At 71.1% G+C, this 22,040-nt stretch carries 27 protein-coding genes; 15 read left to right on the plus strand and 12 right to left on the minus strand.

All coding sequences use genetic code 11. The features are described from left to right. Window position 1: 1 nt before the first annotated feature. From AC5PYY_RS10905 to AC5PYY_RS10915, 3 genes are read left to right on the plus strand one after another with little or no spacing between them, the layout of a single operon-like run. Window positions 2-1,288, plus strand: coding sequence for an ISL3 family transposase (locus AC5PYY_RS10905; RefSeq protein WP_493896836.1), 1,287 nt, complete (start codon window positions 2-4; stop codon window positions 1,286-1,288). Window positions 1,289-1,310: 22 nt separating this feature from the next. Next, window positions 1,311-2,114, plus strand: a complete 804-nt coding sequence (locus AC5PYY_RS10910) for a restriction endonuclease (protein ID WP_493896837.1) — start codon at window positions 1,311-1,313, stop codon at window positions 2,112-2,114. Between the two features lie 34 nt (window positions 2,115-2,148). Next, window positions 2,149-3,378 carry a hypothetical protein gene (locus AC5PYY_RS10915; protein WP_493896838.1) on the plus strand — a complete coding sequence of 410 codons (1,230 nt, stop codon included), beginning with the start codon at window positions 2,149-2,151 and terminating at the stop codon, window positions 3,376-3,378. A 606-nt stretch (window positions 3,379-3,984) separates the two neighbouring features. On the opposite strand, the gene AC5PYY_RS10920 is transcribed toward AC5PYY_RS10915, so the two are convergent. The 5 genes from AC5PYY_RS10920 to AC5PYY_RS10940 form a co-directional block, all read right to left on the minus strand. Beyond that, a complete protein-coding gene (locus AC5PYY_RS10920) occupies window positions 3,985-4,146 on the minus strand; it encodes a hypothetical protein (RefSeq protein WP_493896839.1) in 162 nt (53 codons plus the stop codon). 148 nt (window positions 4,147-4,294) lie between these two features. Beyond that, the gene (locus tag AC5PYY_RS10925; RefSeq protein ID WP_493896840.1) at window positions 4,295-4,714 is read right to left on the minus strand and encodes a type II toxin-antitoxin system VapC family toxin; all 420 of its coding nucleotides are present in this window, start codon (window positions 4,712-4,714) and stop codon (window positions 4,295-4,297) included. Further along, window positions 4,711-4,944 (minus strand): FitA-like ribbon-helix-helix domain-containing protein, encoded by a 234-nt coding sequence (locus AC5PYY_RS10930; protein WP_493896841.1) that lies wholly within the window; start codon window positions 4,942-4,944, stop codon window positions 4,711-4,713. The genes AC5PYY_RS10925 and AC5PYY_RS10930 overlap by 4 nt, the downstream gene beginning before the upstream one ends. Before the next feature lie 177 nt (window positions 4,945-5,121). After that, window positions 5,122-5,250: a hypothetical protein gene (locus AC5PYY_RS10935; protein WP_493896842.1), complete on the minus strand. Its 129-nt coding sequence runs from the start codon at window positions 5,248-5,250 to the stop codon at window positions 5,122-5,124. 160 nt (window positions 5,251-5,410) lie between these two features. Further along, complete coding sequence (locus AC5PYY_RS10940) at window positions 5,411-6,187, minus strand: DUF4352 domain-containing protein (protein WP_493896843.1); 777 nt, start codon at window positions 6,185-6,187, stop codon at window positions 5,411-5,413. A 170-nt stretch (window positions 6,188-6,357) separates the two neighbouring features. Here AC5PYY_RS10940 and AC5PYY_RS10945 point away from each other — a divergent pair, with 170 nt between their 5' ends. The 5 genes from AC5PYY_RS10945 to AC5PYY_RS10965 all read left to right on the plus strand — a co-directional run bounded on the left by AC5PYY_RS10945 (window position 6,358) and on the right by AC5PYY_RS10965 (window position 10,813). Then, window positions 6,358-7,698 (plus strand): sensor histidine kinase, encoded by a 1,341-nt coding sequence (locus AC5PYY_RS10945; RefSeq protein ID WP_493896844.1) that lies wholly within the window; start codon window positions 6,358-6,360, stop codon window positions 7,696-7,698. Further along, window positions 7,695-8,390, plus strand: a complete 696-nt coding sequence (locus tag AC5PYY_RS10950; protein ID WP_493896845.1) for a response regulator transcription factor — start codon at window positions 7,695-7,697, stop codon at window positions 8,388-8,390. Before AC5PYY_RS10945 ends, AC5PYY_RS10950 begins: the two co-directional genes overlap by 4 nt. A 203-nt stretch (window positions 8,391-8,593) precedes the next feature. Further along, complete coding sequence (locus tag AC5PYY_RS10955; RefSeq protein ID WP_493896846.1) at window positions 8,594-9,235, plus strand: hypothetical protein; 642 nt, start codon at window positions 8,594-8,596, stop codon at window positions 9,233-9,235. A 27-nt stretch (window positions 9,236-9,262) separates the two neighbouring features. Continuing rightward, the gene (locus AC5PYY_RS10960; RefSeq protein ID WP_493896847.1) at window positions 9,263-10,315 is read left to right on the plus strand and encodes a helix-turn-helix domain-containing protein; all 1,053 of its coding nucleotides are present in this window, start codon (window positions 9,263-9,265) and stop codon (window positions 10,313-10,315) included. A 282-nt stretch (window positions 10,316-10,597) separates the two neighbouring features. Next, window positions 10,598-10,813, plus strand: coding sequence for a hypothetical protein (locus AC5PYY_RS10965; RefSeq protein WP_493896848.1), 216 nt, complete (start codon window positions 10,598-10,600; stop codon window positions 10,811-10,813). 2 nt (window positions 10,814-10,815) lie between these two features. Here AC5PYY_RS10965 and AC5PYY_RS10970 read toward each other — a convergent pair whose 3' ends face one another. Beyond that, on the minus strand, window positions 10,816-11,241 hold the full coding sequence (locus AC5PYY_RS10970; RefSeq protein ID WP_493896849.1) for an organic hydroperoxide resistance protein: 426 nt from the start codon (window positions 11,239-11,241) through the stop codon (window positions 10,816-10,818). On the opposite strand from AC5PYY_RS10970, the gene AC5PYY_RS10975 reads away from it, so the two are divergent. Continuing rightward, window positions 11,215-11,547 (plus strand): MarR family winged helix-turn-helix transcriptional regulator, encoded by a 333-nt coding sequence (locus AC5PYY_RS10975; RefSeq protein ID WP_493896850.1) that lies wholly within the window; start codon window positions 11,215-11,217, stop codon window positions 11,545-11,547. The genes AC5PYY_RS10970 and AC5PYY_RS10975 overlap by 27 nt on opposite strands. Here the strand turns inward: AC5PYY_RS10975 and AC5PYY_RS10980 are convergent. Beyond that, window positions 11,504-12,685 (minus strand): NAD(P)/FAD-dependent oxidoreductase, encoded by a 1,182-nt coding sequence (locus AC5PYY_RS10980; RefSeq protein WP_493896851.1) that lies wholly within the window; start codon window positions 12,683-12,685, stop codon window positions 11,504-11,506. The genes AC5PYY_RS10975 and AC5PYY_RS10980 overlap by 44 nt on opposite strands. 39 nt (window positions 12,686-12,724) lie before the next feature. Here AC5PYY_RS10980 and AC5PYY_RS10985 point away from each other — a divergent pair, with 39 nt between their 5' ends. Both AC5PYY_RS10985 and AC5PYY_RS10990 read left to right on the plus strand, forming a co-directional pair. Further along, the gene (locus AC5PYY_RS10985; protein WP_493896852.1) at window positions 12,725-12,862 is read left to right on the plus strand and encodes a hypothetical protein; all 138 of its coding nucleotides are present in this window, start codon (window positions 12,725-12,727) and stop codon (window positions 12,860-12,862) included. Between the two features lie 11 nt (window positions 12,863-12,873). Then, window positions 12,874-13,215 (plus strand): DUF2200 domain-containing protein, encoded by a 342-nt coding sequence (locus AC5PYY_RS10990; protein ID WP_493896853.1) that lies wholly within the window; start codon window positions 12,874-12,876, stop codon window positions 13,213-13,215. On the opposite strand, the gene AC5PYY_RS10995 is transcribed toward AC5PYY_RS10990, so the two are convergent. Continuing rightward, the gene (locus AC5PYY_RS10995) at window positions 13,212-13,790 is read right to left on the minus strand and encodes a DUF2231 domain-containing protein (protein WP_493896854.1); all 579 of its coding nucleotides are present in this window, start codon (window positions 13,788-13,790) and stop codon (window positions 13,212-13,214) included. The genes AC5PYY_RS10990 and AC5PYY_RS10995 overlap by 4 nt on opposite strands. A gap of 131 nt (window positions 13,791-13,921) precedes the next feature. Between AC5PYY_RS10995 and AC5PYY_RS11000 the strand changes: the two genes are divergently transcribed. From AC5PYY_RS11000 to AC5PYY_RS11010, 3 genes are all read left to right on the plus strand, one after another. Further along, window positions 13,922-14,668, plus strand: a complete 747-nt coding sequence (locus AC5PYY_RS11000; protein WP_493896855.1) for a haloacid dehalogenase type II — start codon at window positions 13,922-13,924, stop codon at window positions 14,666-14,668. Further along, entirely contained in the window at window positions 14,665-17,316 is a 2,652-nt protein-coding gene (locus AC5PYY_RS11005; protein ID WP_493896856.1) for a DEAD/DEAH box helicase, read from the plus strand. The genes AC5PYY_RS11000 and AC5PYY_RS11005 overlap by 4 nt, the downstream gene beginning before the upstream one ends. Before the next feature lie 68 nt (window positions 17,317-17,384). Beyond that, window positions 17,385-18,800 carry a vWA domain-containing protein gene (locus tag AC5PYY_RS11010; RefSeq protein ID WP_493896857.1) on the plus strand — a complete coding sequence of 472 codons (1,416 nt, stop codon included), beginning with the start codon at window positions 17,385-17,387 and terminating at the stop codon, window positions 18,798-18,800. A 31-nt stretch (window positions 18,801-18,831) separates the two neighbouring features. On the opposite strand, the gene AC5PYY_RS11015 is transcribed toward AC5PYY_RS11010, so the two are convergent. After that, complete coding sequence (locus tag AC5PYY_RS11015) at window positions 18,832-19,218, minus strand: thiol-disulfide oxidoreductase DCC family protein (RefSeq protein ID WP_493896858.1); 387 nt, start codon at window positions 19,216-19,218, stop codon at window positions 18,832-18,834. 37 nt (window positions 19,219-19,255) lie between these two features. Further along, on the minus strand, window positions 19,256-19,651 hold the full coding sequence (locus tag AC5PYY_RS11020) for an SRPBCC family protein (protein WP_493896859.1): 396 nt from the start codon (window positions 19,649-19,651) through the stop codon (window positions 19,256-19,258). An 89-nt stretch (window positions 19,652-19,740) separates the two neighbouring features. Between AC5PYY_RS11020 and AC5PYY_RS11025 the strand changes: the two genes are divergently transcribed. Continuing rightward, on the plus strand, window positions 19,741-20,205 hold the full coding sequence (locus AC5PYY_RS11025) for a hypothetical protein (RefSeq protein WP_493896860.1): 465 nt from the start codon (window positions 19,741-19,743) through the stop codon (window positions 20,203-20,205). Here AC5PYY_RS11025 and AC5PYY_RS11030 read toward each other — a convergent pair. Then, the gene (locus AC5PYY_RS11030; protein ID WP_493896861.1) at window positions 20,133-21,104 is read right to left on the minus strand and encodes a DMT family transporter; all 972 of its coding nucleotides are present in this window, start codon (window positions 21,102-21,104) and stop codon (window positions 20,133-20,135) included. The two genes, AC5PYY_RS11025 and AC5PYY_RS11030, sit on opposite strands and share 73 nt — an antisense overlap. Beyond that, window positions 21,101-21,685, minus strand: a complete 585-nt coding sequence (locus AC5PYY_RS11035; protein ID WP_493896862.1) for a TetR/AcrR family transcriptional regulator — start codon at window positions 21,683-21,685, stop codon at window positions 21,101-21,103. Before AC5PYY_RS11035 ends, AC5PYY_RS11030 begins: the two co-directional genes overlap by 4 nt. Window positions 21,686-22,040 lie beyond the last annotated feature (355 nt).

A 22,040-nucleotide genomic window follows, 5' to 3' on the forward strand; every position in this document is an offset into this window, starting at 1 on the left:
CGTGCACCAGCGTACGTTCGACGTCGATGCGGCGTCGATCTTGTTCAATCTGTCCGGGTACCGAGTCGTGAGCGCCGGCCCTGCTGTCGGCGACCAACCGAGGCAGGTGGTGATCGAGACCGTCGTCTGCGAGCGTGCCTGCCCGTCCTGCGGGGTGCTGTCCTCGCGGGTCCAGGCGCGCCCGACCCAGCACGTGAAGGACGTGACCTGCGGCGGGCAGCCGCTGGATGTGGTCGTGCGCAAGCGGCGGTACGTCTGCCGTGAGGCGCTGTGCCCGCGGCGCTCGTTCACCGAGGAGACCGAGCAGCTGCCGGCGCGGGCACGGGTGACGACGCGGCTGGCCGAGCAGGTGATCTCCGCCTGCCGGGCCGAGCCCCGCGCGGTGTCCCGCGTCGCGGACGAAGCGGCCTTGTCGTGGCCGACGGTGATGCGGATGCTGACCACCACCGTGGACCTGGACACCGGCGTGGACCGCCGGCACGTGGCGCGCCTGGGGATCGATGAGCACCGGTTCCGCACCGTGCGCTACCTGCGCGACCCCGACACCCAGACGGTGAAGCGGGTCGAGCCGTGGTCGATCGTGTTCACCGACCTCGATGACGGCGCGATCTTGGACGTCGTCGACGGCCGCCGCGGCGCGACGGTCAAGGCGTGGTTGGGTGCCCGGCCCCGGTGGTGGCGCCGGCGGGTGCAGGTCGTCGCACTGGACATGTCCAGTGAGTTCCGTGCCGCCGTCCGCAAGGCGCTGCCCCGGGCGAGGGTCAGCGTCGACCACTGGCACGTGGTGCGCCTGGCGAACGAGATGGTCACCAAAGTGAGGCGGCGCCGGGTGTGGGAGTTGCACGAGCGCCGTGGCAGGGCGTGCGATACCCCGTGGAAGTACCGCAAGCTGCTCACCTGCGCTGGCGACCGGCTCACCGTCCGTCAGCGGACGAAGCTGCAGCAGATCCTGGCCGAGGACGTCGAGCTTGCCGTCGCGTGGGGCATCAAGGAGCACGTCCGCCAGGTCCTCACCGCCCGGGACACTCCCTCGTTCCAGCGGCATTGGGCCGCCCTCGAACGCGCCGTCCGAGCCACCCACCTGCCCGAGCCGGTCGCACTGTTCCGCACCCTGAAGGCCTGGCGTCGCGAGCTCCTCACCTTCTGCCGGACCAGGATCACGAACGCGAGAACGGAGGCGGCGAACCTGACCGCCAAGACGATCAAGAGAGTCGGCCGCGGCTACCGCAACCACGACAACTACCGATGCCGCATCATTGGCTACGCGCCCCGACCCATCGCGGCGTGAACACCCGGCACCACGCTCAAAGTTGAAGAGCCGGGAACGCCTGCTACCCAGCGGCAAGCAGCGGGTCATGGACAACAGGGTGAGCTGGGCCCTCAGCTACCTGGTGCAGGCCGGCCTCGTCGAGCGACCGCAGCGGGGCCAAGTGCGGATCACCCAGCTCGGCACGGATGCCTTGGCCGCCAACCCCGAGCGGATCGACATGAAGACGATGGAGGCATACCCGGGGTACAGAGCGTTCAAGGAGAGGACGAGAACTGTCCTGCCGGCGGAGTCGCCCGACCCGCAGACGGTCGCGGAACAGACATCAACACCACTGGAGCAGATCGAGACGGCGGTCGCGCAGAGCCGCTCCGCTCTGGAGACGGAGGTGCTGCAACGTGCGCTGGGACTGAGCCCCACCGGCTTCGAGGACCTCGTGATGGCCCTGCTCGAGGAGATGGGATATGGCCGCCTGGGCACGATCGAGCGGACCAGTGCTTCCGGGGATGCGGGTGTGGACGGCATCATCAGTCAGGACCCGCTTGGGCTGGACCGGATCTACGTACAGGCCAAGAGGTATGCGGCGGACCGGTCGGTGGACCGTCCGAAGATCCATGAGTTCGCCGGTGCGCTGCTGGGCAAGCAGGGTGACCGAGGCGTCTTCAACACCACGTCGAGCTTCACCGCCGGGGCCCGCCTGGAGGCCGAGCGAATCAACGCGCGGATCGAGCTGATCGACGGGTCGCGCCTGGCGGGGCTGCTGGTGCGCTACGGCGTCGGAGTCCAGGTGCAGCAGACGATCCTGCTGCACAGGATGGATGAGGACTTCTTCGAAGGGCTCGGGTAACCAGATGAGCACGGGGTCCGTCTACGATCCCTCCATGACGGGTGTGGGTCAGGCAATAGAGGTATTCGACGCGGGTGACGGGTTGCTTCTCTTCGGAAGCGAGAGCGCAATCGAAGTCTTCGATGCTGGGGCGGGGGTGCAGTCCAGGCCGATCTCGCCCAAGGATCTGGCTCGGGTGAGCGGACACGCTGGGGCAGCCGCAGGCAAGCTGATGGAGCAGGGCGGGCGCTGGGTCAAGCTGACCGCCGACTCCGCGAGAGACGCGAAGGCTCTCGGTGGGGTCGAGAAGCTGACGTCCGGCGTGCTGCGTGGAGACAAGGGCCGCATCGTCAAGCACCTCAATTTCGAGAACCTCGGGCGTGGCGCTGTCCTCACGCCGGCGGCCCCGGCCGTCCTCGGAGCGATGGCAACCCAGTACGCGCTGGAGGCGGCGCTGGACGACATCACCGCATACCTCGAGGTGATCGACCGCAAACTCGACCAGCTGCTGAAGCAGCGCAAGACGGAGACGCTGGGTGAGATCGGTGGTGTCACCCTGGCGATCGACGAGGCGGCGGCCATCTACTCCCACACCGGGATCGTCTCTGGCGTGACGTGGTCGAAGGTAGAGGGCCTCGCCTTCACTCTTCAGCGGATGCAGTGGGAGGCAGTCGAGCAGCTGCACGAGGTGGCGAAGAACGTGCAGTCCTCGGCCGGAGACGCGGACAAGTCGGCGAAGTCTCTCGCACAGGCGCAGGAGGACGCCGAGTTCTGGCTGGGCGTGCTGGCGCGCGCCATCGCTTTGCAGGACCGCTACTACGTGCTCGAGCTGGCGCGCGTGGCGGAAGAGGACGTCATGCAGCTGGAGGCCCACCGGCAGGGGATCGCGGTGGCTCGCGCTGAACGCGTCCGACGCATCACCCGCGGTCTGCAAGCTGTGTCCAGCGCCGTCATCTCAGCCGCTGCCCTCACCAACGTCGCCAAGGTCGCCAACCCGATCGCCGCGCCGAAGGTGGCGCGACACGCGAACGGTCTCAGCGTGGATATATCGTCCTTCGCCCAGCACGCAAACCTTGATCTTGGCGTGTTGGGCGTCGTCGACGAGACCCGGTGGGCCGCCGCCGCGCGTGAACTCGCGGGCGAGGCGACCGCCGCCCTCGGCGCGGCTGGATCGGGGGTTGCCGCACGCGCACGAGCCGCAGGCCAGTCCCTCGGGTCGCGGCGTGACGAGCGGATCCTTCGCCGCGCGCGGAGGATTGAGGAGAAGCGCGGCCACAGGGAATAGCCCCTGCCCTGTTGGCGCGCCGCTAGAGTCGTTGTATCCCCGCACGAGGTGCACCCTTGATGTTGGAACCCAGCCAGCATCCAGTGACGACATCACTGCTGTGCTGAGCCACCAGACTGAGGAGACGTGCCCGAATCTGAGTCGCTGAAGCGCCTAGGTTCACGGTTGCGACGCGCAGTCTATGTCCTTGAATGACTGCGGTGACATCGATGTCCGGTGTGCCTTCCGTCCGGGGATACAGCAGCAGACCATCGACGGAACCAGCCACACCGTTACGTCCCTCCTGCGTTCGGATGGATGCGTAAATTTGGTACAGATGGGCCGACTTGAAGTTGCACTGAGGCCCTCGGAGCGACGAGTCGTCGTCCGGTCGCTCCTCCATGAAGCCGTAGGGATACCAACTCTGTCCGGCGGCGGTCGGCGCAAGCCACCGCAGACCCTCGACGTCCAGCCGCTTGGCGAGAGCGCGCATGTCGGCGGGGGACTGGGTGCGCCCGTGCAACGCGAGCACGGCGACCGGCGCGTCCTCCTCGCCCCAGCACTCCGCGCCCGCGGCGAGGTTCGGGTTCTCGGCGGGTCGCGGTCGTGCCGGGGCCGCGGAGCTGGTCACACCTCGATCGGTTCGAGCTGGCCCATGATGTGGCTGCGCTCGGACTCGAACTGCGGCGGCAGCATGAACGCCTGGCCGAGCTCCTCGGGAGACTCGTCGCAGTCCCAGCCACCCTCGTCATGGGTGACGGCCAGCTCGAAGATGGCGCCACCAGGCATACGGACGTAGTGGGACGTGAAGTAGGTGCGGTCCTTCAGCTCGGAGATGTCGGTGTAGTCCGGCGCCCTCGATGTCTACCTTGACCTGCTCCTGGTTCTCCAGGACGCAGTGGCGACCCGCCCGACGGCCGTCGCGGTGCGCGGATGCTCAGGCGACCCAAGGATCGACGAGCTGGATGCCGGTCAGCTCGAAGTCCCTGGTGTTGCGCGTCGCGCAGGTCGCGGCGTGCGCTCGACAGATCGCCGCGATCTGCGCATTAGCGGTGCTGATCGGCAACCCCGCCTGTTCTCGTGCCGCGAGCACATCTGCGTAGTGATCTGCGGCTACATCATCGAAGGCCAGGACGGCGCGGGTCCCTCGGTAGGGCCGGATCGCATGCTCGAGTTGGCTGCCCAGCACCGTCTTGCGCCGGCCATCCGGCAGGCGGCGCACGCCCGCGAGCAACTCAGCAAGAGTGATCGACGTGATGGCAACCTCTCCCGTGATCGTCTGCAACCACGCCAGGACACGTCCGTCAGGCTGCGGCCGGAGCGCCTCGGAGAGGACGTTGGTGTCGAGGACGATCACCCGAAATCTGCCGCTCGGGCGCGGTCGGTTCGTTCAGGGACGGGGAGGTCCCCGAAGCCGCCGACCTCCCGCGCGGCCGAAAACAGTGCGAGCCCGATGTTGGGGGGTTGCGTGCCTGCCGTGAGGATGTGACGGGCTTCGGCCTCCATCGACCGGCCGTGCTCCCTCGCCTGAGCAGCCAGCCGCTCCTTCACGGACTGGTCGAGGCCCCGGATGACGATGGATGCCATGGCGCTCTCCTCTCGTGGATATCATCAACGATATCATCGGGATGGATCGGAGGCTGGACCCCACGGGCACCGACCCCTGGACCGGCTGTGGACGGCATGCCTGGGGAGGCAGGGCTGATCGACCTGTGTCACAGCCGGAGCTGAGCGGGTCGTGGGCACCTTTCTCTAGAAGATCGATCAGCGGCCCGCCGCCACGGCGCTGAAACCTAGGCGCCGGATCGCCTCCGCGAGCCGTTCGTCATAGGTCACCACGCCGAGCAGGTCGTCCTCGAGCATCAGCGCGGCCGCCAGATGGAGTGCGTCCACCGAGCGGAGCGCGGGTGGATCGAGGCGGCCTGCCTAGCACTTCTGATCTGCCGTCCCCGGGCCTTGCCTTGCTATGGGTCGTGTCTACGCCCGGCGGTGGGCGCGGCAGGTCCGGGCTCGGCCGCACCCTGCACGGCCGAGCCCGGACGGCATACCTGCCTCAGCCGTCGAGCGACACCCGCACCGGTGAGCTGAAGAAGCCGCCCTCCAGGTCGATCGAGGTCGGCACGGCGTCCTCGGGGATGTCGTAGAGCAGCACCCCCTCGACCCGGTTGCCGGGGTTGATCTCGGTGAGGAAGAGGCTCTCCTCGTCGAGCAGCCACGACGAGGACGAGGTCGAGTGCTGGCGGTCGGAGTCGTCGATGAGCTTCTGCTCGCTGTCGAGGAAGTATTCCGCCGAGTCGCCGGTGTTCTCCACCGTCACCATGACCTTGACGAACTGGCCCTGCGCCTCCTCGCCGAACATGTCGTCGCCGATCTGCGCCAGGCCGCCCTCGACGTCGGTGACGCTGACCTCGAAGTCGCCGATCTGCACGAGTTCACCCAGCTGCGGGTCGTCGCTCGCCCCCTCGGCCGGCTCCTCAACCGGCTCATCCTCGGCCGCGTCCTGGGTGTCCTCCTCGTCGGCGGCCGACTCCTCCTCGGCCGCCTCTTCCTCGGCAGCGGGCTCGTCGGCCGTCGATCCCGACGAGCTGGCCGACGAGCCCGTGCCTTCCTCGGCCGAGTCGCTGCTCGATGCCGAAGGCTGTGCGGCGACGTCGGCGAAGTCCCCTCCGCCGCCGATCACGCCGATGGTGACGAAGATCCCGAGCGCGGCGAGGATGCCGGTGATGATCTTGTGCCGGGCGAACCAGCTGCGCTTCGGTCGGTCTGGGGCAGCCGACGGCGTCTGCGACGGGTCGGTGCCGGGCTGTGGGGTCTGGTCTGGGGTGCTCATGGGAGCCTCCTTGGTGCTCGCGGGATGGACGTCGTCCAGTCCATCCGTGGGCGGCGGATCTCTCATCGTCCGATCGGTCATACCTCGCCGGCCGATCGGGCAGGGATGCCGCGGCGAGACCGACCGACCGGGTGAGGGGTATGTCGGCGCCCACCCCTAGCGTGGGCGCCATGGATCAGGGGAGCCTCGGACGACCGGCGTCGCGGGACCGTGGTGTGCGCTACTGGCTGCGCACGGTGGCGCTGATGTTCGCCGCGCTGATGGTCACCGTGCTGTCGGTCGCGTCCGCCGAGGAGCGCAACCGGCTCTGGGACTGGACCGGGGTGATCGGGGGAGCCGCGGACGCGGTGCAGGTGCTGTCGACGCTGGTCGCGCTCGGTGCCCCGCTCCTGCTGCTGATGCGCCGCAAGGACCTCGCCAACACCGCCTGGGCCCTGGGGTTCCTGCAGCTGGTCTTTCCCATCGGTCCGGTGATGGCCCTGGTGCTGCCGCAGGTGATCATCCGGGAGAAGAACCGTAACGAGGCCGAGACGCTGGCCTTCCTGCACGTGCTGGGCGGCACCATCTGGTTCATCCGCGACTCGCTCGGGCCGACGCCCGACTCCTCGCTCGTCCGGTTCCTGTCGGCCCCGTCGGGCGTCACCACCGATCCGGTGTCGTTCAACGTGTATGCCGCGAGCGTCGTCTACCTCATCGTCATCGTGCTGCCGGTGGCCGTGGGGTTCTGGTTGCGGGCCCGGCACGAGATCGACGACACCCGGCAGGAGGTCGAGGTGGAGCGGGCGACGGCGGGTGCGCTGTCGGCCGAGTTGTCCCGCCAGGGGGAGCGCGAGCTCATCGCCCGCGAGGTGCATGACGTCATCGGGCATCGGCTCTCGCTGCTCGTGCTGCACGCCGGGGGGATCGAGGTCGCGGCCGGCGACGATCCGGAGTTGCGGGAGAGCGCCCGCGCCGTCCGCGACAACGCCCAGCGCGCGATGGACGACCTGCGCTCGCTGGTCGGGGTGCTGCGCGACCCGGGCTCCGGCGCCGGCGAGGTGCCGCTGTCGCCGGTGTCGGTCCGCTCGCTCTCGCAGCTGTCGTCCGTCATCGACGACATGGCCGATGCCGGGGTGCCGGTCTCGTCCACGGTGTTCCTGCACTCGGCCGACGAGGCCGATCCCGTGCTCGCGCACTCGGTCTACCGCATCGTCCAGGAGCTGCTCACCAACGCCCGCAAGCACGCGCCCAACGAGCTGGTCCGGCTGCGGGTCACCGGTGGGCCGGGGGAGGGTATCCGCATCGAGTCGACCAACGTGGTCGACAGGGCCGTCGCGGTCGGGGGACCGGGGTCTGGTGCGCCGGGAATCGAGACCTACGCGTCTGGGCCGCCAGGGTTTGATGGGCCCGGGTCTGGGCTGCGGGGCATCGATGAGCGGGTGCAGATCCTCGGCGGCACGAGCGAGGTCAGCACTGACGGTGGTCGCTTCCACGTGACCGTGACCCTGCCCTGGTCGGGGGATGCGACATGACGGCGCAGGAGAGTCTCGACCATCAGGCGGGGGAGCGCCCCGTGCGAGTGCTGCTGGTCGACGACGACCCGATGGTCTGCTCCGGGCTGCAGATGATCCTGACCCGCGGCAGCCAGGGGCGCATCGACGTGGTCGGCACGGCCTCGGACGGCGACGAGGCGGTGGGTGCGGTCGAGCGGCATCGGCCCGACGTCGTGCTCATGGACGTGCGGATGCAGCGGCTCGATGGGCTGACCGCCACCGCGCGGGTCCGTGCGCTGCCCCGCCCTCCCGAGGTCATCGTGCTGACGACCTTCGACAGCGACGACGAGCCCTTCAGGGCGGCCGCCGCCGGTGCCAGCGGCTTCCTGCTCAAGACGGAGTCACCGGACGACCTGGTCGCGCACGTGCTCGCCGTCGCCGCCGGGGAGGGCGCGGTCTCCAAGCGCACGGCGCGACAGTTCATGCAGCACCTGCACACCGTGTCCTCCTCCCCGGAGTGCGTCGAGGCCCGCCAGGGGCTCGCACGGTTGACCGACGGCGAGCGCGAGGTGGCGACCCTGGTCTCGCAGGGGCTGTCCAACGCCGAGCTCGCCCAGCGAAGGCACGTCAGCGAGAGCACCGTCAAGACCCAGCTCTCCTCGATCCAGACCAAGCTGGGCGTCGACAACCGCATCCAGGTGGCCGTGCTGGTGGCGCTCGCCTCCGTCTGAGATAGAGCTATCCCAGATTCCTGGGATGGTGCAGCGTGACACGGGGTGTCAGGGTCGATCTCAGAGCCGCGGCGACGCGGCACGGGGATGACGACCGACACCCAGGAGGCTCAATGGACCCCAGAGCGAGGCGAGGCACGCCTCAACCCACGTCCAGACCGGGCCGACCGGCCCTACGCCGGGCCGGTCCGACCGTGAGCGCGATGCTGCTTCTGGCCGCGTGCTCCGGGGGTGGCGACGAGGCAGCCTCGGAGCCGGTCGACGACGAGACCGTCGCCGCAAGCAGCGCCGCGGACGCGACTGGGGAGGAGTCTGCCGGCGAGGGCGAAGGAGGCGCGCAGGATGACGCCGCGTCGGACTCGTCCGGCGGCACGGAGGAGGACGGTTCCGGGTCGGGGGAGCTGGAGGCCGCCGACCCCGGTGAGGACATGCTGAGAGTGCTCCTAGATGACCCGCAGGCCTTGTGCGACACGCTCGACGAGGCCGAGCTGCGCTCGGTCGTGGGTGACTTCGTGGAGCTGCGCCCCGACGAGGTCACCGAGGTCGACAGCCTCTGCTCGATGAGGGACGACCGTCGCGAGGTGGGCCGGGTCTGGATCCAGGCGGACTGGAGCGAGCTTGAGTTCCTGCACAGCATGGCGGTCGACCCCTACGAGCCGTGCCAGGTCGGTGACTACGACGCCGTCTGCCAGACCGACACCGGCAACCCCGAGATGGCGAACGGGTGGCCCCACGTGGCGATCCGGGTCGGCAGCATGGGAGTCGAGACGCAGGCGCCAGACCCGGAGACGGCGCGGCAGCTGGCCGAGGCCGTCATGGAAGACGTACTGGCCCAGGGTGGGTAGGTCTCAGTAGGCTGAGGCATGGCCCGGATGCCCAGAGCGAGCCCGAATCTCGTGCGGCGCCAGCTCGCGGGGTATGCCTCGGACGAGCTGACGTGGGCGGACTTCGCGGCGGCCGCCGGCGAGGCGCTCTCGCGGGCGGTGCCGGTCGACGCCTCGGTCTTCTCTCTGATGGACCCGCAGAGCGGGATGCTCACCCACACCGTCCGCTCCGGGATCGACGACTCCCAGGACGAGCTGTTCATCCGCCTCGAGCTCACCCAGGCTGACCCGATCAGCCTGCTGTCCTTGGCCCGCAGCACCGACGGTGTCGGTGTCCTCGCCGATCATGTCGGACGCGACCCGCAGCGCAGTCTGCGGGTGAGCGAGCTGCTCGCGCCGCACTTCGACCTCGAGCACGAGATGCGGTCGGTCGTCCGCTCCGGCGGGGGTCTCGTGGCCGCCTGCGGCTTCTACCGCGCCCCGGGGAGGTCGGGCTTCACCCCGGACGAAGCCGCGCTACTCTCCTCCGTCGAGGACCTGCTCGCTGCTGGCGTCCGCGCCGCGGCGGCCCGCGGGCCCGCTCGGGGATGCGACCTCGCAGAGTCAGGCGCTGCCGTCGTGGTGCTGGGCCCCGAGGGGCAGCTGTGGGAGTCGACCGCCAGGGCCGCGGCATACCTCGACGAGCTCCGCTGCGGTCCGGGCCAGCACGGGCCTGTGCTGGTCCGGATGGTGGCTGAGGCGTGCCGGCTGCGGAGCGAGGGCTATGACGTCCTGCCCTCGGCCCGGGTCCGCACGTCCGCCGGCCGGTGGTTGCTGGTCAGCGCCGCGGAGCTGCGCGGTGGCCCCGGTCCGGCGCGGATGGCTGTCACCTTCGAGCCTGCGGACATGAGGCATACCCTCGACCTCGCGCTGGACCTGTATGACGTCACCGAGCGCGAACGGGTCGTCGCGCGGCAGGTGGTGGAGGGCGCCAGCACGGCGACCATCGCTGCCAGCCTGTCCATCAGCGCCTACACCGTGCAGGACCACCTGAAGTCGATCTTCACCAAGGTGGGGGTCAGCAGCCGTCGCGAGCTGGTCCGCGTACTGACCCGGTGCTGAGGTGTCCTCGCCACCCTGAGGGCGCCGACCCACGCGCACGCCGCGACAGTTCATGCAGCCCATGCACACGGACTTCTCCTCCCAGACCGAGCTGGGCGTCGGCCTCGCGGCCGACACGCTGAGCTCGCGGTCAGGTACGTCGACAGCACCGGGGTGAGGTGGAGACTGCGACGACCCCGCCCCCGCACCCGACCCCACAGGGGCCGGGCCACTGGGCTGCGTCATCGGTCGATAGTTCGGCCTTGACAGGACAGCACCAGCACAACGCGTAGATTTGGGGCCATGACCGACAACTCCGACCAGGGCGGCACCCTCTCCGAGGGTGGCTCTGGCTCCCTCAACGACGAGACGATCCGCGGTGGCGCCGACGCCGTGCCCGAGACCCCGGACACCAACGACACCGGTGCCGACGACGCCACGGCCGAGGACGACCACAACCCTGAGGGCGACGACGCGAGCTCCGGCCGAGGCCGGCAGAGCGCCACCGAGGAGGACTGAGGTCAGGCGACGGTGAGGGTGACCTCGATGTTGCCCCGGGTGGCGTTGGAGTAGGGGCACACCTGGTGGGCCTGCTCGACGAGCGTCTCGGCCTCCGCGCGCTCGACCTGAGGGAGCGTGACCTCCAGACCGACGGCCAGGCCGAAGCCACCGTCACCGTTCGGGCCGATGGAGACATCCGCCACGACTTCGGAGTCGGTCACGTCTGCTCCAGCACGCTTGGCGACACTACGCAAGGCGGAGTGGAAGCAGGCGGCATACCCGGCGGCGAAGAGCTGCTCGGGGTTGGTGGCGCCCCCGGCGCCGCCCATCTCCTTGGGTGCGCGGACGTCGGCGGACAGGATGCCGTCGCTGGACTCGACGTGGCCGTTGCGGCCATCACCGGTGGCGAGCCGCCGAGCGTGCGCGACCTCGGCTCCCGGCTGCACCTCGACTCCGGCACCCTCACCCCGCTGCTCAAGCGGATGGAGACGTCCGGTCTCGTCCGGCGGGTGCGCGACACCAGGGACGAGCGACGGGTCCTGGTCTCGGTGACCGACCGCGGGTGGGCGCTGCGCGACGAGGTCGCGGACGTGCCCGCCCGGCTGGCCGAGGGGATGGACATGACCGAGGAGCAGGGGCGGACCCTGCGGTCGCTGCTCGACCAGGTCATCGGCGCGCTGGAGGACGACCGGCCGCAGCGGCCCGGCATCACGGGATCGAGCGACCCCGCAGCAGGGCGCGGAAGTAGATGACCGGCTCGACGTAGCGGTCGAAGGCCCACAACGCGCGGGACGGCTTCGTCAGGTCCACGACGCGGGTCGTCGGCGCCGGCCGACCCGCCCGGTCGAACTCGGCGAGCAGCAGCCGGCGGCGGTCCACGGTGATCGGGATGATCGTGTAGCCGTCGTAGCGACGCAGCGGCTCTCCGAGCCTGGCCGCCCGGATGTTGTCGGCGAGCACCTCGACCTGACGTCGCAGGGCGCCCCCGGACGGCCGCGTGGCCAGCGCGGCCGCGTCGCCCAGACTCCACACCCGCGGTGCGGACCGGTGCGCCAGCGTCTCGGGGTCGACGTCGATCTGCCCGGCAGAGCGCTCCGAGGCCAGCGACTCGAGCCAGGCGGCGCCACGGTACGGAGGCACCACGGCGGCGAGGGACACCTCTTTCAGCACGGTCCCGGTCTTGTCACCGAGGGTGAGCGTCTGGGCCAGGTGGTCCACGGCCGCGACGGTGGTGCCGCGGTGCACACTCACCCCCAGGCGCTCCAGCCGGACGCGGAGCTCGGGGTCGACGAAGGGCACGTCGAGCACGTCGGAGTAGGGCGTCACCAGGTGGATGTCGAGGGCCGGGAGCACGCCGCGCTCGCGCCAGAGGTCGGCGGCCAGGAAGAGCGGCTTCAGGCCGGTTCCGCCGCACGGCGAGGGCTCCGGCGGGAGGGCGAAGACGACCCGGCCGCGCGACATACCGTCGATCGCCGTCCACAGTGCCGTCGCCTGCGACTCCAGGTGCGCGGTGACCGCCCAGCCTGCGGACATGGCCTCGGCCAGCCCGGGGACCGCGTCGAGGTCCTCCTCGAGCCCCGGCGCCAGCACGAGGTCGCCGTAGCCGACCCGATCACCGCCCGCCAGCTCCACCTCGCGGTCCTCGGGGTGCACGGCCACGGCGCGTTGGCGAATCCACGTGCACCCGGACGGTATGACGGACCCCGTCTCCCGGGTCAGCTCGCCCAACGAGGCCTGGCCGCCGGCGACGTAGTTGAGCAGCGGGCGGAAGAGGTGCGGCCGGTCGTCGCAGACCACGGCGACGTCGCGGGCGCCGATCCGCCGCAGCCGCGCCGCCACCGCGATGCCCGCGTTGCCGCCACCGACGACGACGACGTCGTGCCAGGCCATGGGTGCTCCCTTCCCGGGGCGCGCGCCCTCGGTAGGCGCATGGGTGCTGCGGCCATCGTCTCCCGGCGGCTCGCGCAGCGCACCCCGAAGTCGGCGACAGATGTCGGACCCCAGGACTACATTGACCTCGTGAGGCAGGACGACCACGACCCCGGCGCCGGCCGCGCCGCCCACTGAGGTATCGACCTATGCACCGCATCTTCACGACCAGCGTCGCCTCGGTCTACCCGCACTACGTCACCAAGGTCGAGCGCAAGGGACGCAGCGAGGCCGAGGTGCGCGAGGTGATCGAGTGGCTGACGGGCTTCGACGACGCCGAGCTGACCCGGCACCTCCAGGACGGGTCGACGTTCGAGGAGTTCTTCGACTCCGCCGAGCTCAACCCCCGGGTCGACCAGATCACCGGCTCCGTCTGCGGGGTGAAGGTGCAGGAGGTGGAGGACCCGCTCATGCGCCGCATCCGCTACCTCGACAAGCTCGTGGACGAGCTGGCCAAGGGCCGGCCGATGGAGAAGGTGTTGCGCTCCTAGGCGACGACCTGCGCCGGGTCGTCGAAGGTGGGGTGCTTGCTCCCGACGTCGCGGGCGACTGCCAGGTGGCCGCCGAGGTAGGCCGCCGCCCCCGATGCCCCGGCCCCGCCGATCGCCAGGACGGCACCGAGCCGGTGGTGGCCGGCGCGCCGGGCCAGCCAGGACGCGGTGTAGGCGGTCGCGGCCAGACCGTTGCCGGCCGCGTGCACCAGCCCGACCCGCTTGTCCCGGGGGCCGGTCTCCGACCACTCCGCCCACCCCGACCAGGCGGTCGGTGCTGCGGTGAGCAGCCCGAGGCCCACCAGGCGCTGCGCGGCCGGGGCGGCAGCCGGGCCACCCACGAGGTCGAGGACCGTCGCCGAGGTCCAGGACCCCATCGTGAGGTCGGTCAGCAGGGGGTGCAGCGCATGGCCGAGCCACTCGCCGCGCAGCACGCTGCCGACGGTGCCCGACCCGAAGACGGAGGCGATCTTGGGCTCGATGACCTGCACCGGGCCGTCCAGCGCCTCGGTCTGCTCCAGCTGCTTGGTCCACCGGACGATCGGCGGCATGGGATGGGACTGAATCTGCTCCATCACCACATCGTCCGTCCGCTCGCGTCCGGGCGCACCCTGAGACCGCTTCCGAGGGGACGCACTCCGAAGGGCGGCACCCTCTACGACGGCTCCATCTCCACCCTCGCGCGGGTGCTGGCACGATGGGGCGGGTGAGCGACACCACCGCGACCCCGACCGACGCACCGGCGCGGCTACGCCCCCGACTGCTCGTCTTCGACGTCAACGAGACGTGGTCCGACATGAGCCCCCTCGCCGCCCGGTTCGAGCAGATCGGCGCGCCGGGCAGCCTCGCGGCCACGTGGTTCGCCTCGCTGCTGCGAGACGGCTTCGCGCTCACCGTCACCGGTGACAACCCCGCCTTCGCCGACCTGGGCCGCAGCGTGCTCCGCGGCATGCTCGCCGGTCCGGTGCCCGAGCACGAGCTCGGCGCCGCGGTGGAGCACGTCATGGCGGGCTTCGGACAGCTGGAGCTGCACCCCGACGTCGCGCCGGGGCTGCGGGCGATCGCCGAGCTGGGGGTGCCGATGGTCACCCTGAGCAACGGGTCGCCCACCGTCGCGCAGGCACTGCTCGAGCGCGCCGAGGTGCGCGACTGCGTCGACCACCTGTTGTCGGTCGAGGACGCGGCGCGGTGGAAGCCGGCCCCCGAGGCCTACGCCCACGCCCTGGAGGTATGCCGTACCCCACCCGGTGAGGCGATGCTCGTCGCCGTGCACCCCTGGGATCTGCACGGGGCGAGCGGGGCGGGTCTGCGGACGGCGTGGATCGAGCGGGGCGGCGCGGCCTACCCGGGCCACATGGCGCCGCCGGAGCTCACCGCCACCGGGATCGACGACCTGGCCCGGGTGCTCGCCGAGTTGCCTGTCCAAGACGGGGCGACCCAGCCGTCGCGATGACGGCGCTGGGCCGGGACGAGCGGCGGCGGCTGCGCGAGTCGGTCGGCGAGGCGGAGCGCCTCGGCCCCGTCGCCCCCGTGGTCCGTCAGCACCGCGCCACGGTGCGGGCCGACGCCGAGCGAGCGGCGGCCATCCTCCGCGCGCGGCACGTGAGGCTCCGCTGGCGCGGTCGTGGCGGCCCGGGTTGGGCCGTCCTCGCCCTCGGCCCTGACGACAGCGAGCTGCTCGGCCGGGTCGGTGCCGCAGCATCCCTGACCGGTCTGGGCCCCGGGGAGGAGCAGCTCCTGGACGACCTCGCCGTCCGGGCACCGGAGGCCGCGCGCGAGACCAGGGTCTTGCTGGGGCTGCGGCGGTTCGTCAGCTCCGCCGACCGCAGGCGACGAGCGGTCGATGAGGCCCGCTGGCTCATCGAGGCCCACCAGCGATGGGGGCAGGAAGGCGTCCCCGCCTGGCTCGGTCGGCTCGAGGCGGAGAGCCGCGAGCCCGCCCTGCCCGTGCCGCCCTCCGCGGCGCTGCACCCGGAGGTGGGTCTGCGCGATGACCTGGGCCCGGCCGCCCCGCACCAGGAGGTCGTCCCCGTGGACCACCTGGCCTCGCTGCCGGACACCCTGCCCGGCCTGGCCACCGTGATCACCCGGTCCGAGGAGGCCCGGGCGCAGACGGTCACCGCCGGTGAGCAGGTGCGCGCCACCGCGGTGCGAGACCTGTTGGCGCAGATGCCCGTCGACCGGCTGCGCGAGGCCACCGGGGAGCGGCTGCGCATCACCGCGCTCACGGAGGCCGGGGTCACCACCGTCCAGCAGGTCCTCGACCGAGGCCCCACCCTCGACTCCATCCCCGGCGTCGGGCCGGTCACCGCCCAGCGGATGCGCGGCGCGGCGCACACCCTGCGCACCCTCGCCGTCGAGGACGCCCCGATCCGCCTCGACCCCGACGACCGGTCCCCGGAGGCGTCCCGGCTGCTGGAGCGGCTGCATACCTGGGAGGTGCTGCGGCAGAGCGCCAAGGCGGCCGACGTCGTGGCGCTCGCGCAGGCGGTGCTGCCGCTGGCCGACCGGATGGTGCCTGGAACAACCCACCTCGCCGTGCTCGGGGAGCAGCCGGTCGCCGCCCTGGTCGAGCTGCTCGAGGACGTCCAGGCGCAGGCCACCGGCCTCGAGGAGACCCTGCACCAGATCGCCCGGGCCGACCCGTGGGCCGACTTCGCCGCCCGGCCCGCTGCCTACTTCGCGCTGCTCTCCGAGCTGGGGCTGGTGGAGGAGACCGGCACCTACGGCGACCTGCCCGACGACGTCGTCGAGGCCGTCCGCGCCCAGGAGCTCGACACCTCTCTCCTGCGGGTGTCCCTGCGCGGCTACCAGAGCTTCGGCGCACGCTTCGCCCTCGTCCAGCGCAAGGTGGTCATCGGCGATGAGATGGGCCTCGGCAAGACGATCGAGGCACTCGCCGTCCTGACCCACCGCGCCACGGAGGGGGCGCGCTGGTTCCTCGTGGTCTGTCCGGCCGCGGTGATCAGCAACTGGATCCGCGAGGTCGACGCCAAGACCGACCTCGTGCCGCGTCGGCTCCACGGCCCCGCCCGGGAGCAGGAGCTGCGCCGCTGGCAGACCGAGGGGGGAGTGGCGGTGACGACCTACGGCACGCTCGGCGCCGTCTGGGCCGACCTCGACGGCTTCGAGACCGACGCCCTCGTCGTCGACGAGGCGCACTACGTCAAGAACCCCGAGGCCCAGCGCTCGCGGCGGGTCTCGGCTCTCATCCGGCGCACCCAGCACGTCATGCTGCTCACCGGCACCCCGATGGAGAACCGGCTCTCCGAGTTCACGACCCTCGTCGACTACCTGCAGCCGGACCTGCTGGAGGGTGCCGGTCGTTCTCCGGTCGAGTTCCGCCACCGCGTCGCCCCTGTCTACCTGCGCCGCAACACCGAGGACGTCCTCGTCGAGCTGCCGGAGCTGATCGAGGTGGACGAGTGGCTGGAGCTCACCCACGCGGACGAGTCGGCCTACCGCGAGGCCGTGGCGTCCGGCAACTTCATGGCGATGCGGCGCGCGGCGTTCGACGCGGGTATGGCGTCGGCCAAGCTCGCGCACCTCCTCGAGATCGTGGGGGAGGCGGAGGACAACGGTCGCCGGGTCCTCGTGTTCTCCTTCTTCCGCGACGTGCTCGACCGGGTCGGGTCGCTGCTGCCCGGGCGGGTCTTCGGGCCGCTCACCGGATCGGTGCCGCCGACCGAGCGGCAGCGGGTGGTCGATGAGTTCTCCCGCGCCGAGGGCGGTGCCGTCCTGGTCGCGCAGATCCAGGCCGTCGGTGTCGGGCTCAACATCCAGGCTGCCTCCGTCGTCGTCATCTGCGAGCCGCAGCTCAAGCCCACCACCGAGTGGCAGGCCATCGCCCGGGCTCGCCGGATGGGCCAGCTGCAGTCGGTCCAGGTCCACCGGCTGCTGGCCGAGGACAGCGTGGACGAGCGGATCGTCGAGTTGCTCGCCACCAAGACCTCCACCTTCGACACCTTCGCCCGAGTCAGCGAGACCGCGGAGAGTGCGCCGGAGGCCTTCGATATCAGCGAGGCCGACCTGGCCCGGCAGGTCGTGGCGGCAGAGCGGGCGCGGCTCTTCCCGGAGATGGCGGGGGAGGCGCCAGCATGAAACCATCGTGCGGGCGCGCCCGTCGGAGAGGGTGCACGTGCTTCGCAATACCAAGGGGATGAGACAGCATGGGGACACGTCAGTCGATCGCGGTCCTGACGGCGGCGCTCCTCGTGACCGCCTGCAGCGGTCAGGGAGAGTCTGAGCAGGCGGCGCAGGACGCGCCGGAAGACAGCACAGCGACGTCGGCGTCGACGGCTGAGCCCGAGGCGGGCGCCACCTCGGCCCCTCCCGCGGCGGGAGCATCGCAGCTGGTGCCGATCGAGTGGCCGGACGCGCCGCGCGACCTGACCGACGTCGAGCAGGAGTTCATGTACGAGCCCGGCCCGTTCGCCGGCGACGCCTACGACGAGGGCGCGGCCTACGAGGCCGTGCTGGCCAGCGGGGCGGAGACCACGCAGGAGTGGCAGGAGGCGATCCAGGCGCAGGTGCAGGGTGACTACGCCGACGACGTCAAGGCGGCGATCCTCTTCGACCCCTCCCTCAGCGAAGGCTCGGCCGAGCCCACCGAGGGTGATGGCCCGGAGCCCGAGGAGGAGCAGGTGGGCACCAACCACTTCGCGATCGTCCTCGATGCCAGCGGGTCGATGGCGGCGCAGGCCACCGACGGGACCAGGATGGAGGAGGCCACCGCGGCGGTCGGCGACTTCGCCGAGCAGCTCCCGAGCGGATCCACGGTCAGCCTGCGCATCTACGGTCACGAGGGAGACAACAGCGACGCAGGCAAGCAGGAGTCCTGCGCCTCCAGCGAGGTGGTCTTCGAGGGCGAGGCCGACGACGACGCGCTGGGCGACGTCCTGGCCGAGGTCAGCCCGGTCGGGTGGACCCCGCTGGCGATGGCCGTCGAGGACGCGGCCGACGACATACCGGACGATGCGACCGACGGCATCGTCTACGTCGTCACCGACGGGCTGGAATCGTGCGGGGGCGACCCGGTCGAGGCCGCGGGGGACCTCGCGGCGACCGGAATCGAGCCCATCGTCAACGTCATCGGCTTCCAGGTGGGCGACGCCGACCAGGAGGCGCTGCGCTCCATGGCCGAGGCCGGTGGTGGCGAGTTCACCGCTGTGGGCTCCGGTGCGGAGCTGGAGGAGTACTGGACCGAGGAGTACTCCCGGATGATGGACGCCTGGAGCGCCTGGAGGCGGGCCGAGCTCGACCGCATCACCGCCGAGGGAAGGGCCAATATGACGGAGGCCACCGACGTCGGCCGGCGACTCATGGACGGTGCCACCGAGGAGGGCCGACGGGCTCAGGATCTGGCCAACCGGCTCAAGCGCGAGGACGCAGTCGACTACGACACGGGCAACGCCGTGTGGATGTGGGCCTATGACCGCAAGAACGCCATGTGGAACTGGGCCTACGAGCGCAAGAACTCCAACTGGTCGGCGGCCTACGACGAGAAGAACACGAGCTGGACAGAGGCCTATAACCTCGGAAACAGCAAGTGGTCCGAGTACTACGAGAAGAAGTACGACAACTGAGTATTCACGGGTCTGCCCGAGCTGCGCACAGTCACTGCGGTGGCAGGGCGCACTGCACAGTCCCACCGGGAAGCCGATGCCGATGGGTGGCGACCCAGTGGTAGATCGCCGCCGCGGGCTCCTCGAGTAGCCGGGAGTCCAGCACCTGCCCGAGCAGTGGCAGCGGCGGCGTGCTGCGCCGCAGGATCTCGGCCCAGGCGTGGTGTCCCCACGCGATCCGGCCGCCGGGGAGCAGCACCGGCATCTCGACGACCGACCGGTGCTCGTCCACGCCCAACGCGGCGAGGTCCTGCGCCTGCAGCGAGGAGACGTCGACGTCGGCGCCCAGTCGCGGGATCCACCGCGAGCACAACGTGCAGAACCCGCAGTCGGCGTCGTACAACGCCAGCGCGCGGGTGAGGACTGGTGTCGAGGTCATGCTCCAGTATCACCGCACGCACCTGCGCGCTGCGCACTCATGGCGACACGAGCCGGCGCAGGGCGATCTGCGCCACGACGCGATAGGCCAGCACGACGGGAGCCCGGCCCTCGATCACCAGGCCCGCCCGCGTGCCGCCGTCGCTCGTCGGCGCGACCGTGTGGTGCAGGCGCAAGCGCACGCCCGGGGGTCGGACGACCCACGACCAGGCGCCCGACGCCGCATCCACCTCGGTGACGGTGAAGCGCACCGGCATACCCAGCACCGCGGTGACGGTGCCGCGGAGGCCCGCGCGCAAGGGCGTGGACCCATGACCCTCGGTCTCGACCCGGCGGATCTGCGGCGCCCATGTCGCCCAGGCCTGCGGATCCGCATACCGTGCCCAGACCACCCTGGGGGAGGCCCGTCCAGTGACGGTGATGCTCACCTGCACGGGCCACACTCTCCGTCGTCGCGCACCATCGACCCACGATCCCACGTCCTGGTCGCGCCACCGAGCGCTAGGCTCGTGTCACAGGAGGTATGCCGTTGCTCATCCGACTCCTGGTGCTCGCGCTCCTGGTGCTGGCCGTCGTGCTGGTGCTGAGGAAGCTCTCGCCCGCACCTCCCGTCACCCGTGCTGTGCTCGAGCCGGAGCCGCCCCCTGCCGATCGGCACGTGGAGGCGGTCGCGGCGGCCCGGGAGGCGGTCCAGCACGCCGAGGCGGCGCACGCCCGCGCCGTGGCCACGGCGCAGCGGCGTCTCGACGAGGCGCAGGCGCTCCCCGAGTCGGACGCGCGCGCGAGCCAGATCGTCCAGGCCGAGCAGGACCTCGCCCGCGCACAGGCCGACACCGAGGAGCTCGACCGGGCCCGGATGACCCTGGAGGACCTCGAAGGAGCCGGCCCCCTGCGCCGGGATCTGCCCTCCGCGCCTCAGGAGACGGACGACCGGGCCGGTGAAGAGGTGGACGACGACGGCGACGGCGAGACGGAGGGGCCCCGCTGAGGTCGGGCCGCTGACCGCGCCGACAACGCGGCACCCTGCAGCACCAGCCCTGCGAGCAGCATCCCGACACCCAGGGTGCTGACGACACCGAGACGCTCCCCGAGCACGAGCACGCCCAGGCCGGTCGCGATCACCGGCTCCGCGAGCATCAGCGTCGTCACAGGCCCGGCGGGCAGGCGCGCCAGGCCGCGGACGAACAGCAGATAGGCCGCGGTCGTCGTGAGCAGTCCCAGATAGAGCGCGAGGGCGATCCCGGGGGCTGCCGCCAGCCAGCCGAGCGGCTGGGTGAGGAGCACCGGCAGCAGCAGCACCCCGCCCAGCCCGAACGCCGACGCCATGACGGTTGACGGCTCCTCACCCGCGTTCAGCTGCCGTTTCGCGATGACCGTGTATCCGGCATACCCCAGCCCGGCCAGCAGCGCGAGCAGCACGCCAAGCGAATCCACCGGGGCCGACGTCCCGCCTCCGGCCACGAGCACGGCGAGGCCCAGCAGGCACAGGCCGGTGGAGAGGCCCCAGGCCCGGGTGGGGCGTTCGCCGAGCAGCAGCAGCGCCAGCAGCCCGGCGAGCACGGGGCCGCTGCCGATCGTCACCAGGGTGCCGACCGCGACCCCGGTCTGGCTGACAGCCGCGAAGAAGCACACCTGGTATGCCGCGGTGCAGGCCCCCGCCATCAGCCCGGCTCGCGTCCGCCACAGTCGCCCTACGTCCGACCATCGGCCCCCGACGAGGGGGAGAAGGGCGACCAGCCCGGCGCCACCGACGACCAACCGGGTCGCACCCACCGCCAGGGGACTCGTGCCGGAGGGGCCCAGCGCCTGAGCGGTGCCGGTGGTCCCGAAGAGCACGGCCGCCAGGAGGACCACGGCGACCGGCATCCACGGGGTCGCCGGTCTCACCCGCCCACCAGCCGCGTCGCCAGCTGCGTCGCGTGCGCCAGCCGGGTCGGCTCCCGCTCCAGCCCGGCCCGCGCCATCGCCCCCTCGAGCAGGAAGCTCAGGTGCTCGGCCAGGCTCGGGACGTCCTCGACGGTGTCGATCTCCCGAAGGTGGCCGGCCAGGATCTCCTCGACCTGCTGCTTGTGCGCGCGCACCACAGCGCGTCCCGGGTGGTTCGACGGCAGCTCGGCGGCGGCATTAAGCAGCCCGCACCCGCGGAAGCCGGCCTGGTAGGCCGTGGCCGCGTGGTCGCCGTAGGCGTCGAAGACAGCCAGCACCCGCTCGGTTGGCGTGGTCGCCGTCGCCAGCCGGAAGGCATACAGCTCTAGCCACTCTGCGTGGCGGCGCTCGAGGTATGCCTCGATCAGCTCGTCCTTGGAGGCGAAGTTGTTGTAGAGGCTCATCTTCGCGACGCCGGCCTCGCGGGTGATGGTGTCGACGCCGGTCGCGGTCACGCCGTCGGCGTAGAAGCGTGCCGAGGCCGCCTCCAGCAGGCGGTGACGCGCTGACGCGCGAGCCGCATCCCACGTCCGCTGAGCCATGACTCCTCCTCTAGATAGACCGATCTGTCTATCTCATGGTGCCACAGCCTGTAGGAAGTCGAAAGCCCGGCCGGACATCGTCTCCTCGACAGCCCCTCACGACAGGAGAAGGATCGATGAACTCGACCACGGCAAACCTCACGCGCTGTTGCACCGGAGGCGTACTCGCCGCGACCCTGGCCACCGCCGCCCTTTCACACGCTGCACGCCTGGGTCTGGCAGGGCAACCCCGCAGGCGTGTTCTCCCCGACGAACCCCGACGTCAGCTGCGAGTAGCTGCAGTCGCGGCCTGTGGCACGAGCTCGATTCGCCTGCGCACGCGGGTCTGCCTCGTTGTCCACAGATGTGGATTCGT

This window comes from Serinicoccus sp. JS2-9 (assembly GCF_059025165.1).